Source organism: Duganella qianjiadongensis, assembly GCF_009857915.1.
Lineage (GTDB): Bacteria > Pseudomonadota > Gammaproteobacteria > Burkholderiales > Burkholderiaceae_D > Rugamonas > Rugamonas qianjiadongensis.
Genome location: NZ_WWCM01000023.1, coordinates 49739 through 63124 on the forward strand (window position 1 = coordinate 49739; position 13386 = coordinate 63124).

The following is a 13386-nucleotide window of genomic DNA, read 5'->3' on the forward strand; positions in this document are numbered from 1 at the left end:
TTACAGCGGCTGGAACACGCCCGCTGCTTTGTTTTTCTGTACGTTGTCCCACGCAAAAATTTTGCCGTTCATGGCCACATACACGCCGGCCGGCAGGGTTTGCGCCACGGCGCTGGCAAAGCCCAGATTGAACATGGCGTCCGAATTGGCAATTTCGTAGGGAATCATGGCGCCCGTCAGGACGATGGTTTTGCCCAGCTGGGCCGGGCCCAGTACGGTGGCCGTTTGCGGCATGGTATCGGTGCCGTGGATGATGACGATGGCTTTTTCCGCTGCGGCCGTGCAGCTGGCCAGTATGCGCTCGCGGTCGGCATCGACCATGTCCAGCGAATCCATCAGCGGCAGCTGTTCCAGCGCTACGTCCACGGTCAGGCGGCAGCGCGCCAGCAGGGCTGGCAGGTGGCTTTCACCAAAGGTCAGCTTGCCGTTGATTTCGTCGTAGTGTTTGTCGAAAGTGCCGCCGGTGGCGAGGATGCGCAAAGTCATGGTGTGTGCTCGGTGTCGGTAAAATGATGTGCATCATAACCTAAACCGTCAGGGCTCCGTAGCCTCGCCAGACACTGGAAATGTGCCCCGACTATGTCTACACTGGTTTCTTTGTCTGCGCGCTGCCCATGACCAACCTCGCACCCGGTACTGTGATTTTCCACCGCCATCGCGGCTATGGCGTGATCACGGCCGTCAATCTGCTGACGGGCTGGATAGCCGCCCGTTTCGGCAGCGAGTCGCGCACGCTGGACCTCAATCTCTCCACCGACGAAGTGCAGACGGCAGACGGCGTGCCCATTCTATTCCGCCGCGCCCCGCCCGACCGCATGCCGCAGGCGCGCTTGATGGCTGTGGTGCGCGCCCTGCACAGCGCCGGCTATCAGCGGCTATACCTGTACGTCTGGCCGAAAGCGTCCGGCCTGCATTGGCGCTGGCATCTGTTTACGGGACGGCGCGACTGGCTGCAGCGCTCGTGGCGCGAAGGCTGGTACGGCTCGGGCGCCGACTACAACGTCAACCCCGTGATGGGCTGGGGCGACAAGCCCGGCGCCAGCACCGAGGAGCTGATCGAGGCACTGGCCCGTTTCGATCCGCACGGACTGGCGCAGGCGCTAGGGCGTGACGAAGACCACACGGCGTGGTTTGCCGCTATCTGCGCTGCCCTGCTGCCCGGCTATATGTACAGCCTCGATATGGCGCGCCCTGCCCACGGCCCTTTGACAGAAATGCCGCCGCTGCCGGTGGTGCCGGTACGCGCTTCGCTGCCGCCGTATGCGGGGCCGGCGCTGCCTTGGCCGCCCGGCTGGCAGGGCTTGTGGAGCAAGGTGCATGCGCTGCCCCCGGCACGGCTGGAACTGGGCCCCATGGCGGCGCCATTGCCGCCTGCAGCAGGCGCGCCGTCCGATGCCGACGAGGAGCCCGATGCCGAGCAGGCGCCTGCCGCCGAGTAGCCGCTTCAGGCCAGCGGGCGTGCCTGCGCCCGATAGTCGGGATTGTGGATGGTCTGGCACTGGCCTGCCGCAAAATCGACGATGTTCTGGAAGGCGTGGCGGAAGTACAGCTCGTAGCTATCGCGTTCTACATAGCCCAGATGGGGCGTGGCCAGCACCGTGGGAATGCGCAGCAGCGGGCTATCCGTGCCTAGCGGTTCCGAGGTGTAGACGTCGAGCGCAGCATAACCGGGGCGGCCCCGTCCCAGTGCCTGCTCCAGTGCGTCGGGCTGCACCAGTTCGGCGCGGCTGGTGTTGACGAACAGGGCGTCAGGCTGCATGCGCGCCAGATCCTCGGCCGTGACGATGCCGCGCGTGTCCGCATGCAGGCGCAGGTGCAGGCTGAGCACATCGGCCTGTCCGAACAGCGCCGCGCGCGAGGCCGCCGCCTGAAAACCGTCGGCCACGGCTTTGGCGCGGCTGCTTTCGCTGCCCCACACCAGCACTTGCATGCCGAAAGCCCGGCCATAGCCGGCCACCAGCTGGCCGATCTTGCCATAACCCCAGATGCCCAGCGTGCGCCCCTTGAGCACCATGCCCAGTCCGTTGAGCTGCGGGTTGACGGAGGCGGTCTGCCACAGCCCGTCCCTGAGGTTGCTGGCATACGGCACGATCTTGCGCGCCGCCGCCATGATCAGTGCCCAGGTCAGCTCGGCCGGCGCGGTGGGCGAGCCCACCCCTTCGGCGATGGCGATACCCAGTTCGGTGGCCGCGGCGACATCCACATGGCCGGCCAGCTTGCCCGTCTGGGAAATCACCTTGAGATTCGGCAGCCGGGCCAGCAGGGCGCGGTTGAGTGCCGTGCGTTCGCGGATCAGTACCAGCGCATCGTAGGGCGCCAGCCGGATGGCCAGCTGGCCCAGTCCGCGCGTGGTGTTGTTGAACACTTTGACCTCGTGATCGCGCAACAGATCGAAGCAGGCTAGGCTAGGAGTTGCGTTCTGGTAATCATCAAGAATTGCGATTTTCATGGTAGATGCACGAATTTAATAGATATTGCGTAGGGAAATAACGGTCTGAACAGAAAGCTGAATAGCCTACTACTTTAGTCAACCAATTCTCCTACATTTTTGTCGGAAACAGGGATAGTCAGGTGTACAATCGCCGGACAAAAATAATACGGCCCCCCATCATACAGGGCTGCCCACCCGGCTTTCCGACTAGACCGCCGTATCCGCCGACCCATATCGTATGGGCTTCCGAGCGCAAGCCACAAGCTGACGACGATCCTGCCGCGCAGGGACACAGAATTCTTACATAGTCTATTGGAGGTAGTATGAATCAACCCGTCATGGGTGGCGTTGCAGCATTGAACGTCCCAACTTACGTCAAGCAGCAGAAGCTGATCAACTGGGTAGCGGAAATCGCCGCTCTGACCAAGCCGGCCCGCATCTACTGGTGCGACGGTACGCAGGAAGAGTATGACCGCCTGTGCGGCGAAATGGTCGCCGCCGGCACCATGAAAAAGCTGAATCAGGAACTGCGTCCCAACTCCTACCTGGCCTGCTCCGATCCTAGCGACGTGGCACGGGTGGAAGACCGCACCTTCATCTGCTCGAAAACCAGAGAAGAAGCCGGCCCGACCAATAACTGGATGGCGCCTGCCGAAATGCGCGCGACCCTGAACCCGCTGTTCGATGGCTGCATGGCTGGCCGTACCCTGTACGTCGTGCCATTCTCGATGGGCCCGCTGGGTTCGCCGATCGCCCACATCGGCGTGGAACTGTCCGATTCGCCTTACGTTGCTGTCAACATGCGCATCATGACCCGCATGGGCAAAGCTGTGTACGATGTGCTGGGCAGCGACGGCGAGTTCGTGCCATGCGTGCACACCGTGGGCGCACCGCTGGCCGCCGGCCAGAAAGACGTGGCATGGCCTTGCAACGCCACCAAATACATCGTGCACTTCCCGGATACCCGTGAAATCTGGTCCTATGGTTCGGGCTACGGCGGCAACGCGCTGCTGGGCAAGAAGTGCTTCGCGCTGCGTATCGCTTCCAACATGGGCCATCAGGAAGCCCAGAACGGCGGCATGGGCTGGCTGGCAGAACACATGCTGATTCTGGGCGTGGAATCGCCAGAAGGCAAAAAACACTATGTGGCAGCGGCCTTCCCTTCGGCCTGCGGCAAAACCAACTTCGCCATGCTGATTCCGCCAGCGACCTTCAAGGGCTGGAAGATCACCACTATCGGCGACGACATCGCGTGGATCAAACCGGGCGCCGATGGCCGCCTGTATGCGATCAATCCGGAAGCCGGCTACTTCGGCGTGGCGCCGGGCACCAACACCCGCACCAACTCGAACTGCATGGCGTCGCTGGGTTCGGACACCATCTTCACCAACGTGGCGCTGACCGATGACGGCGATATCTGGTGGGAAGGCCTGAGCAAGGAAGCCCCGGCCCACCTGATCGACTGGCAGGGCAAGGACTGGACGCCTGCTTCGGGCACCAAAGCGGCGCACCCGAACGCCCGCTTCACCGTGGCTGCCACCCAGAATCCGGTCATCGATCCGGCATGGGACGATCCGGCTGGCGTGCCGATTTCGGCCTTTATTTTCGGCGGCCGCCGTTCCACCACCGTACCGCTGGTCACCGAAGCGCGTAACTGGGTGGAAGGCGTGTACATGGCCGCCACCATGGGTTCGGAAACCACCGCCGCTGCTGCCGGCCAGATGGGCGTGGTGCGGCGTGATCCGTTCGCCATGCTGCCGTTCATGGGCTACAACATGAGCGACTACTTCCAGCACTGGCTGAACATGGGCGAGAAACTGGGCAAGATCAACGCTGCCACCCTGCCGAAAATCTTCTGCGTCAACTGGTTCCGCACCGACGAGCAGGGCCACTTCGTCTGGCCTGGCTTCGGCGACAATATGCGCGTGCTGAAGTGGATGCTGGAGCGTATCGAAGGCACGGCCGGCGGTATCGAGAACATCTTCGGCACCACCCCGCGCTTCGGCGATCTGAAGTGGGACGGCATTCCGTTCTCGCCCGAGGAGTTCGAAACCATCACCTCGATCGACAAGGATGCATGGCGCGAAGAACTGGTGCTGCACGAAGAACTGTTCACCAAACTGGCCTACCATCTGCCGCAGGAACTGCGCGATGTAAAAGCCGAGCTGGAAAAGCGTCTGGCACGCTAATCGACTGAACGGGGCCGCTGGCCCCGTTTTTTATTACGGGGCAGGTATTCTGCAGCTCATCCCCGGAAATTTACATTTCGTCACATCCCGGCTGCGTGCGCCGGCCGGCTCGCTTACAGTACAGGCTCACCACTTTACCGATAGGTCCGACTATGATGAATGTAACTTCCCGCATCGGCGTTGCCAGCGCCCTGCTGTTCTCCCTGATGCTGGGCGCAGCCCATGCCGAAGCGCCTGATCTGGCTGCGCGCCGCGATGCGCTCAACCAGCTGATCAAGGAGCAGTGGGAATACTCGATGAAGAACAGCCCCGAGTGGGCTTCACTGCTGGGCGACAAGCGGTATAACGACAAGTGGTCGGACTTTTCGCAGGCCGGCATCGAGGCGGATCTGAAGAAATCGGCGGATTTCCTTAAGCGCTTCGAAGCCATCGACACTGCCGGCTTCCCGCTACAGGAACAGCTGAACCGCGAACTGATGCTGCGCCAGCTGCGCGAGAGCGTGGCCGGGGCCCGTTTCAAGGACTGGGAGATGCCGCTGGCGCAGAATTCCGGCATCCACATCGATCTGCCGCAAATCGTTTCGGCCCTGCCGTTTGAAACCGTTAAGGATTACGAAGACTACATCGCCCGTCTGCATGCGCTGCCCAAGCTGTTCGAGCAGACCCGCATCCAGATGGAAAAAGGCGTGCAGGACAAGCTGATGCCGCCCAAATTCCTGATCCCGAAAATCGTCAAGCAGTGCGAAGATGTAGCTGCCATGAAGCCGGCCGATTCGCCATTTGCCCAGCCGATCAAGACCTTCCCTAAAGATTTCTCCGCGGCCGACAAGGCCCGTCTGAGCAAGGCCATACTGGGCGCGATCCTGCAAGACGTGACGCCGTCGTACAAGAAACTGGCGCAGTACACCAAAACCCGCTACCTGCCCCATGGCCGCACGGAAGTAGGCATGTGGTCGCTGCCCGATGGCGAGGCACGCTACACCTTCAAGGCCAACTCGTCGACCACCACCACCATGACGCCGGAGCAGATCCACCAGCTGGGCCTGTCGGAAGTGGCGCGCATCGAAGCGCAGATGCTGGCGACGGCGCAGAAGCTCGGCTACAAGGATCTGAAGAGCTTCAACAAGGCAGTGGAAGAAAACCCTGAGCTGCATCCGAAATCGCGTCAGGAAATCCTCGACCTGTACCAGAAATATACCGACCAGATGTACACCCAGCTGCCGCAGCAGTTCGGCGTACTGCCTAAAGGTAAAGTGGAAATCCGTCCGGTGGAAGAGTTCCGCGAAAAAGGCGCTTCCGGTGCGGCCTACATGACCGGTTCGCCCGATGGCAAGCGGCCGGGCCGCGTGATGGTGAACACGGGCGACTTCGAGAAGCGCTCCACCATCAGCATCGAAACCACGGCGCTGCACGAAGGCGTGCCGGGCCACCACATGCAGCTGACCATAGCGCAGGAAATCGACGGCCTGCCGAATTTCCGCCAGCAGGGCAATTACACGGCCTATGCGGAAGGCTGGGCGCTGTACTCGGAACGTCTGGGCGAGGAGCTGGGCTTCTACAGCAACCCGTACAGCTACTACGGCCACCTGCAGGATGAAATGCTGCGCGCCATCCGTCTGGTGGTCGATACGGGCCTGCACTACAAGAAGTGGAACCGCCAGCAGGTGGTGGACTTCTTCCACGACCACTCCGGTATCGAGGAAGTGGAAGTGCAGAGCGAGACGGATCGCTACATCGTCTGGCCCGGTCAGGCGCTGGGCTACAAGATCGGCCAGCTGAAGATACTGGAACTGCGCGACTACGCCCGCAAGGAACTGGGCAGCAGCTTCGATATCCGCCAGTTCCACGATCAGGTCTTGGGCGCCGGTGCGCTGCCGATGGATGTGCTGGAAACCCATATCAAGGACTGGGTTAGCGCCGAGAAGGCCAAGCAGAACCGCGTCAGCATGCAATAAGCGGTAGCTGGAATAAGCAACGCCCGCGCTGCAGTTTGCAGGCGGGCGTTTTTATTTCAGGGGACAACGCTTATTTCAGCAGCGGCACCAGATATTTGCCGGTCACGCTGGCCGGGTTGGCCGCCACCTGTTCCGGGGAACCGCTGGCGATGATCTGGCCGCCCCCAGCGCCGCCTTCCGGCCCCAGATCGACGATCCAGTCGGCCGTCTTGATCACATCGAGATTGTGCTCGATGATGACCAGCGTATTGCCCTGATCGCGCAGACGGTGGATCACCTTCAGCAGCAGGTCGATATCGTGGAAGTGCAGGCCGGTGGTCGGCTCGTCGAGTATGTAGAGCGTGCGTCCCGTATCGCGCTTGGACAGCTCCAGCGACAGCTTGACGCGCTGCGCTTCGCCACCGGACAGCGTGGTCGCGCTCTGCCCCAGCTTGATATAGCCCAGGCCCACATCGAGCAGGGTCTGCAGCTTGCGGGCGATCAGCGGCACCGGCTTGAAGAATTCGTGCGCGTCTTCCACCGTCATGTCGAGGATTTCTGTGATGTTCTTGCCCTTGTACTGCACTTCCAGCGTTTCGCGGTTGTAGCGCTTGCCGTGGCAGACATCGCACGGCACGTACACGTCCGGCAGGAAGTGCATCTCCACCTTGATCACGCCATCGCCCTGACAGGCTTCGCAGCGGCCGCCCTTGACGTTGAACGAGAAACGGCCCGCGCTGTAGCCGCGTTCCTTGGCCGTAGGCACGGTGGCGAACAGGTCGCGGATAGGCGTGAACAGGCCGGTATAGGTGGCCGGATTGGAGCGTGGCGTGCGGCCGATCGGCGCCTGATCGACGGCGATGACTTTGTCGAAGTGTTCCAGTCCGCTGATGCTGTCGTGCGGCGCCGGTTCCGTCTGCGAGCCATACAGGTGGCGCGACAGGGCCGGATACAGGGTGTCGTTGATCAGCGTCGATTTGCCGGAACCGGAAACCCCCGTCACGCAGGTCATCAGGCCGACCGGCAGCTTCAGGTCGACTTTTTTCAGGTTGTTGCCGGTAGCGCCGGTGATGATCAGCTGGCGGTCGGGATCCGCCTGATGGCGCTTGGGCGGCACGGCGATTTTCAGCGTGCCGTTCAGGTATTGCGCCGTCAGCGACTGCTTGTTCTTGAGGATTTCTTTCAGCGTGCCCTGGGCGATCACGTCGCCGCCGTGCACGCCGGCGCCCTTGCCCATATCGACGATGAAGTCGGCGGTGCGGATGGCATCCTCGTCGTGCTCCACCACCAGCACGCTGTTGCCGATATCGCGCAGGTGTTTGAGGGTGTCGATCAGACGGTCGTTATCGCGCTGGTGCAGACCGATGGACGGTTCGTCCAGCACATACATCACGCCCGTCAGGCCGGAGCCGATCTGCGAGGCCAGACGGATACGCTGGGCTTCGCCGCCGGACAGGGTGTCGGCGCTGCGGTCCAGCGACAGGTAATCGAGGCCGACGTTGTTGAGGAACTGCAGGCGCGAGATGATTTCCTTGACCACGCGGTCGGCAATCTCTTTTTTTGCGCCCTTGAGCTTGAGCTGCTGGAAGAACGACAGCGTATCGCGCAGCGGTTTCTGGGCGATCTCGTAGATGGCTTTTTCCTGTTTGCCGCTGCCGACCTTGACGTAGCGGGCTTCCTGCCGCAGCCGTGCGCCGTGGCAGGACGGGCACTGCTTCTCGTTGATGAACTTGGCCAGTTCTTCCTTGACCGCCATCGAGTCCGTTTCGCGGTAGCGCCGCGCCAGATTGGTGACCACGCCTTCGAAAGCATGTTCCTTGACGACGGTGCGGCCACGCTCGTTGACGTAGGTGAACGGAATCTGGGTTTTGCCCGAGCCGTGCAGGATCACTTCCTGCGCCGTTTTCGGCAGCTGTTCGAAGGGCAGATCGAGATCGAATTCGTAGAACGCGGCCAGATTCGACAGCATCTGGAAGTAGAACTGGTTGCGCCTATCCCAGCCCTTGACGGCGCCCGAGGCCAGCGACAGATTAGGGAAGGCGACGATGCGTTTAGGATCGAAGAATTCGATGTGGCCCAGACCATCGCACTCGGGGCAGGCGCCCATCGGGTTATTGAAGGAGAACAGGCGCGGTTCCAGCTCCTGCAGCGAGTAGCCGCAGGTATTGCAGGCGAATTTGTTGGAGAACACATGCTCCGCAGCGCTGCCTTCCGCGGCCTTATCCATTTCCAGCGCCACGGCGCGGCCATCGGCCAGACGCAGAGCCGTTTCGAAACTCTCGGCCAGACGCTGCTTGATGTCGCCATTCACTTTCACGCGGTCAATCACCACGTCGATGGTGTGCTTCTCGGTTTTTTTCAGCTTGGGCAGTTCGTCCACTTCGTAGATTTTGGCGGCGTGGGTGCCGCTCTGCACGCGGAAGCGCACAAAGCCCTGCGCCTGCATCTGTTCGAACAGGTCGCTGTGCTCGCCCTTGCGGTTGGCCACCACGGGCGCGAGGATCATCAGCTTGGTGCCTTCGGGCATAGCCAGCACGGCATCGACCATCTGCGACACGGTCTGGGCAGCGAGCGCCTGATCGGGGTGGTTGACGCAGTAAGGCGTGCCCACGCGTGCATACAGCAGACGCAGATAGTCGTGGATTTCGGTGACCGTGCCGACGGTAGAACGGGGATTGTGCGAAGTGGCTTTCTGTTCGATGGAAATGGCCGGCGACAGGCCTTCGATCAGATCGACATCAGGCTTTTCCATCAGCTGCAGGAACTGGCGCGCATAGGCCGAGAGCGACTCGACATAGCGGCGCTGGCCTTCCGCATACAGCGTATCGAACGCCAGCGAGGATTTGCCGGAACCGGACAGGCCGGTAATCACGATCAGCTGGTTGCGCGGCAAATCGAGATTGATGTTTTTGAGATTATGCGTGCGTGCGCCGCGGATACGGATTTGTTCCATGTTCTGCCTTTCGGGGTCAACCCGATACTATAGCTGGGTTTGATTATCTGCGCCGACCTTGCGCCAGATCGACATTTGAATAGCTTATACTGTATATAATACCAGTATTTCATTGCGCTGTTTCAATTCTGCGTCCAGCCTGCCGTGGGTCTACTAAATCTGCCGCAGGGACGGTCGGTGCTCTATAATCGTCGTTTAGCTAAAATTTGCCCAAAAGTCAGGGCGGTCGAACTTCAGGAGTTTTATACATGGCATCTGTCAACAAAGTGATCATCGTCGGCAATCTGGGCCGCGATCCGGAAATCCGCTACATGCCTAGCGGTGATGCGATTGCGAATATCGCAGTGGCAACGTCGTATCGTTCGAAAGACCGCAACACGGGCGAGCAGAAAGAGTTGACGGAGTGGCACCGTATTTCCTTCTTCGGCCGTCTGGCCGAGATCGTGGGCCAGTACCTGAAAAAAGGTTCCTCGGTGTACGTGGAAGGCCGTCTGCAAACCCGTAAATACACGGACAAAGACGGGGTAGAACGCTACGCAACCGATATCATCGCCGAACAGATGCAGATGCTCGGTGGCCGTCAGGGTATGGGCGGTGGCGACGGCATGGACGACGGCGGCTACGAAGCGCCACCACAGCGTCAGGCACCGGCACCGCGTCCGCAGATGGCGCCACCGGCAGCGGCTGCACCACGTCCGGCACCACGCCCGGCGCCGAACTTCTCGGACATGGATGACGACATTCCGTTCTAATAGGCACTTTAGGAGACTGTAACTAGTGAGCCTGTAGCCCTCGTGGTTACAGGCTTTTTTTGTTTACATTTTTTATACGTCGAGTTATCGTTTTCCGAACTAAGCACTTCTGAAAGTGTCAATAAATGGCGGAGCGCTATACGATTAGGACTTCGGTTTTTGAGTCAGGTGAACGTTTCCCATTGCTTGTAGATTTCTATTCCGGCGTTCCTTTATTCGACCCCACAGTCTTCACTCTTACCGAGTTCCGAGCGCGCAACCGAGCGAGCGCTACTATTGATCAGGTGCTACGCGCTTTAAAGGTGTTTCTGCTTTTCTGCGACAAGTATCAAATAGACATGGAAGAGCGCATGCTCGAAGGACGGATGCTGGAACTGGGCGAACTCGATGCCTTAGTGCAATTGTGCCGCCTTCCAATAACTGATATCGAGACTCAGAGCGATGCTAGTTCGCCTGTACCCGTGCGTGAGGTTGTTTGTCTCGAAAGATACCGAGCTAAAGCAAAGAAAGGTCTGCCGGAAGTTGGTGGCGACTCCGCTGGTGTGCGGATAAGGTACATTAAACAGTTTATTGGTTGGTTAGCTGACAGACGTCTGCTGAGTTGGAATGCTCATCATCCTTCGCGTGCCGCACTTCTCAATGCGAGGGGCATTGTGATTCACGGTTTAGCTGCCCGTATTCCTACAGGAAAGGGACGGAACAAGACCCGAAGCCGTAGAGCGCTTGACGAGCTCATACAGGAGCGTCTCTGGCAAATAGTCGATGTCAATTCACCGGAGAATCCGTGGGAAGGGAGTCACGCCAGAATTCGAAATGAGCTCATCGTCCGATGGTTCATGGGGCTAGGTATCCGCCGAGGAGAGCTTCTTGGTATAAGAATTACCGATGTGGATTTCCGGGCGAATGAAGTATTTATCGCGCGACGCGCGGATGATCCAAACGACCCGCGCGTCCAACAGCCCAATGCTAAGACGGCTGATCGCCTTCTGCCTATTAGTGACGATTTAGCGCAACGGACGCGTAAATACATTTTTGAGGAGCGACGCTCCTTCTCCAAGGCGCGCATGCACGGATTCCTCTTTGTCGCAAATGGCGGGGCGCCGCTTTCATTGCGCGGGTTGAACAGGATATTCGAAGTGTTGTGTACTAAACATTCTGGGTTGCCGAATATATTTCCGCACCTGTTCCGGCACACGAACAACCACAATTTCTCCAAGCTCGCCGATGAACAAAATATGGATCCGGAAAAAGAGAAGAAGACTCGGTCTCAATTGATGGGATGGTCAGAGACGTCTGGCACAGCCGAGACTTATACCCGGCGGGAAATCGAGAGAAAAGCCCGAGAGGCCTCGTTGCAACTCCAGAATACGATGGCGAGAATGCAAAATGACAGTGAGTAATACTACTTCAGCGCCCGAGCTGCTTTATACAGGCACTCTTCCGGAAATTGCAAAGGCACGCGGAGGGTCTTTGTTTCTGCCACAGCACGACTTTTGGGAGCTGAGAGAGGGGACGCATCAATTAATGCTTCACTTCGACGAGTTGCCCGAGCTTGAGTTTGGATTCAAGAATTCATTCAAAGCAGTGTTGCTATGGTACGCACAAAATAAGTCAACTCGGCACCTTGCCAATATGTTTTATCGTAGTAAGAGCTTGTTTTTATTCAAGAAAAATACCACTAATAAGCCGATATTCGAAATTACGGACCTTGATCTTTTGAATTATAAGAGTTTCATCGGGGAACATAAGCAATGGTATCTAAGTTCTCTGTCAGGGTTTCTCCAGCAATGGGCAAGGCTTGGTTTGATTGGTATCTCGGATAGCGCAATTGCTCTTTTTCGGCAAATACGATTGAAGGGCAACGAGAAGGGAGCTTCCACGGCCACAATGGATCCGATTAATGGACCATTAACGGCATTTGAACTTGAGGCACTTCAAACGGCGCTCAACGCCGCCTATGCTCGGCATGACGTCAGCATGGAAGAGTATGTGCTTTGTTGGTTAGTGATGATGCTAGGCCAGCGGCCAACGCAGTACGCTGCGCTAAAGATCCGCGACGTTGTTATTGTGCATGAGAAGGATGGTTCAACAACCTATTCGTTGAGGATGCCTAGGGCGAAAAGACGTGATAGTGACGCACGAGGTGAATTTAAGGATCGTGTGCTGACTCCTGAGATCGGGTTACTGGTCGCCCAATATGTTCACAAGGCTCTGACAAATTTTGCTGGATTGCTCGATGATCCTCTTGATGCTCCGCTGTTTGCTGGAGACCTAGTCGAGGGCGCGATTGCCGGATATGAGTTTCACCAGACGTCTGCACAAATCGGAAACAAGCTTAATGCCGTCATGAGACGGCTTGGAGTCATTTCGGAGCGGACCGGTGACTTCATTCATATCGGATCGAAGAGATTTCGTCAGACAGTGGGGACACGTGCGGCGGAAGAGGGGCACGGTGAGCTGATAATAGCTGAACTGCTTGATCATTCTGATACGCAAAATGTTGGGGTTTATGTGCGTTCGACCCCGGCTATTGTGGAACGCATCGACCAGGCAGTCGCGATGCAGCTTGCTCCACTTGCCCAAGCGTTTGCCGGTAAACTTATTGACGGCCCATCCGAGGCTTCTAGGCCTGACGATCCAGCCAGCCAGATTCGTGCTCCTGCCATTATCGGAAAAATCGATGCGATGTCCAGTTGCGGTAGGCATGGATTCTGTGGATTTCTCAAACCAGTTGCCTGCTACACCTGTAACAGTTTTGAACCATGGTTGGATGGTCCGCATGATAGGGTTTTAGAGTACCTAATTTCGGAGCGGGAGCGGTTGATGGCTGCAGGCGATGTTCGAATCGCGTCAATTAACGACCGCGCTATCCTCGCGGTTGCAGAAGTCATTCAGCTTTGCAAGACTGTGCGTAATCGGGGTGCTACCCATGACTAATATCGTCACCTTTGTGCCCCAAACTGACGTGGATGCGAAAGTTAATCTGGCTGGCTTCATTGATTGAACCGTTCCGGGATTTTGAGAGGCCCCGTGGTGTGAGTCAGACCGGGATGGCTTGACCGGAAAGTTGACGATAGTAATTCATTTCAGCTTCAGCAGGCGGGATATGGCCAATCGATTCCAGCAA

9 protein-coding genes are annotated in these 13386 nt (G+C 58.5%); 6 read left to right on the plus strand and 3 right to left on the minus strand.

Annotated elements, in window-relative coordinates; genetic code table 11:
- Nucleotides 1–486, minus strand: a complete 486-nt coding sequence (locus GTP27_RS21235; protein ID WP_161041097.1) for an asparaginase domain-containing protein — start codon at nucleotides 484–486, stop codon at nucleotides 1–3.
- Nucleotides 487–614: 128 nt separating this feature from the next.
- Here GTP27_RS21235 and GTP27_RS21240 point away from each other — a divergent pair, with 128 nt between their 5' ends.
- Nucleotides 615–1439: an L-asparaginase gene (locus GTP27_RS21240; RefSeq protein WP_229634275.1), complete on the plus strand. Its 825-nt coding sequence runs from the start codon at nucleotides 615–617 to the stop codon at nucleotides 1437–1439.
- Between the two features lie 5 nt (nucleotides 1440–1444).
- Here GTP27_RS21240 and GTP27_RS21245 read toward each other — a convergent pair whose 3' ends face one another.
- Nucleotides 1445–2449: a D-2-hydroxyacid dehydrogenase family protein gene (locus GTP27_RS21245; protein WP_161041098.1), complete on the minus strand. Its 1005-nt coding sequence runs from the start codon at nucleotides 2447–2449 to the stop codon at nucleotides 1445–1447.
- A 305-nt stretch (nucleotides 2450–2754) separates the two neighbouring features.
- Here GTP27_RS21245 and GTP27_RS21250 point away from each other — a divergent pair, with 305 nt between their 5' ends.
- Complete coding sequence (locus GTP27_RS21250; protein ID WP_161041099.1) at nucleotides 2755–4620, plus strand: phosphoenolpyruvate carboxykinase (GTP); 1866 nt, start codon at nucleotides 2755–2757, stop codon at nucleotides 4618–4620.
- A 152-nt stretch (nucleotides 4621–4772) separates the two neighbouring features.
- Nucleotides 4773–6575: a DUF885 domain-containing protein gene (locus GTP27_RS21255; RefSeq protein ID WP_161041100.1), complete on the plus strand. Its 1803-nt coding sequence runs from the start codon at nucleotides 4773–4775 to the stop codon at nucleotides 6573–6575.
- A gap of 70 nt (nucleotides 6576–6645) precedes the next feature.
- Here the strand turns inward: GTP27_RS21255 and uvrA are convergent, their stop codons facing one another.
- A complete protein-coding gene (gene uvrA, locus GTP27_RS21260; protein ID WP_161041101.1) occupies nucleotides 6646–9507 on the minus strand; it encodes an excinuclease ABC subunit UvrA in 2862 nt (953 codons plus the stop codon).
- Nucleotides 9508–9755: 248 nt separating this feature from the next.
- Here uvrA and ssb point away from each other — a divergent pair, with 248 nt between their 5' ends.
- From ssb to GTP27_RS21275, 3 genes are all read left to right on the plus strand, one after another.
- The gene (ssb, locus tag GTP27_RS21265) at nucleotides 9756–10259 is read left to right on the plus strand and encodes a single-stranded DNA-binding protein (RefSeq protein ID WP_161041102.1); all 504 of its coding nucleotides are present in this window, start codon (nucleotides 9756–9758) and stop codon (nucleotides 10257–10259) included.
- Nucleotides 10260–10384: 125 nt separating this feature from the next.
- Complete coding sequence (locus GTP27_RS21270; protein ID WP_161041103.1) at nucleotides 10385–11659, plus strand: tyrosine-type recombinase/integrase; 1275 nt, start codon at nucleotides 10385–10387, stop codon at nucleotides 11657–11659.
- A complete protein-coding gene (locus tag GTP27_RS21275) occupies nucleotides 11652–13196 on the plus strand; it encodes a site-specific integrase (RefSeq protein ID WP_371865973.1) in 1545 nt (514 codons plus the stop codon). Before GTP27_RS21270 ends, GTP27_RS21275 begins: the two co-directional genes overlap by 8 nt.
- The last annotated feature ends 190 nt before the right edge of the window (nucleotides 13197–13386 follow it).

Coding starts and splice junctions, on each gene's coding strand:
- GTP27_RS21240 (WP_229634275.1), top strand. CDS start 615: ATGACCAACCTCGCACCCGGTACTGTGATTTTCCACCGCCATCGCGGC.
- GTP27_RS21235 (WP_161041097.1), bottom strand. CDS start 486: ATGACTTTGCGCATCCTCGCCACCGGCGGCACTTTCGACAAACACTAC.
- GTP27_RS21250 (WP_161041099.1), top strand. CDS start 2,755: ATGAATCAACCCGTCATGGGTGGCGTTGCAGCATTGAACGTCCCAACT.
- uvrA (WP_161041101.1), bottom strand. CDS start 9,507: ATGGAACAAATCCGTATCCGCGGCGCACGCACGCATAATCTCAAAAAC.
- ssb (WP_161041102.1), top strand. CDS start 9,756: ATGGCATCTGTCAACAAAGTGATCATCGTCGGCAATCTGGGCCGCGAT.
- GTP27_RS21245 (WP_161041098.1), bottom strand. CDS start 2,449: ATGAAAATCGCAATTCTTGATGATTACCAGAACGCAACTCCTAGCCTA.
- GTP27_RS21255 (WP_161041100.1), top strand. CDS start 4,773: ATGATGAATGTAACTTCCCGCATCGGCGTTGCCAGCGCCCTGCTGTTC.
- GTP27_RS21270 (WP_161041103.1), top strand. CDS start 10,385: ATGGCGGAGCGCTATACGATTAGGACTTCGGTTTTTGAGTCAGGTGAA.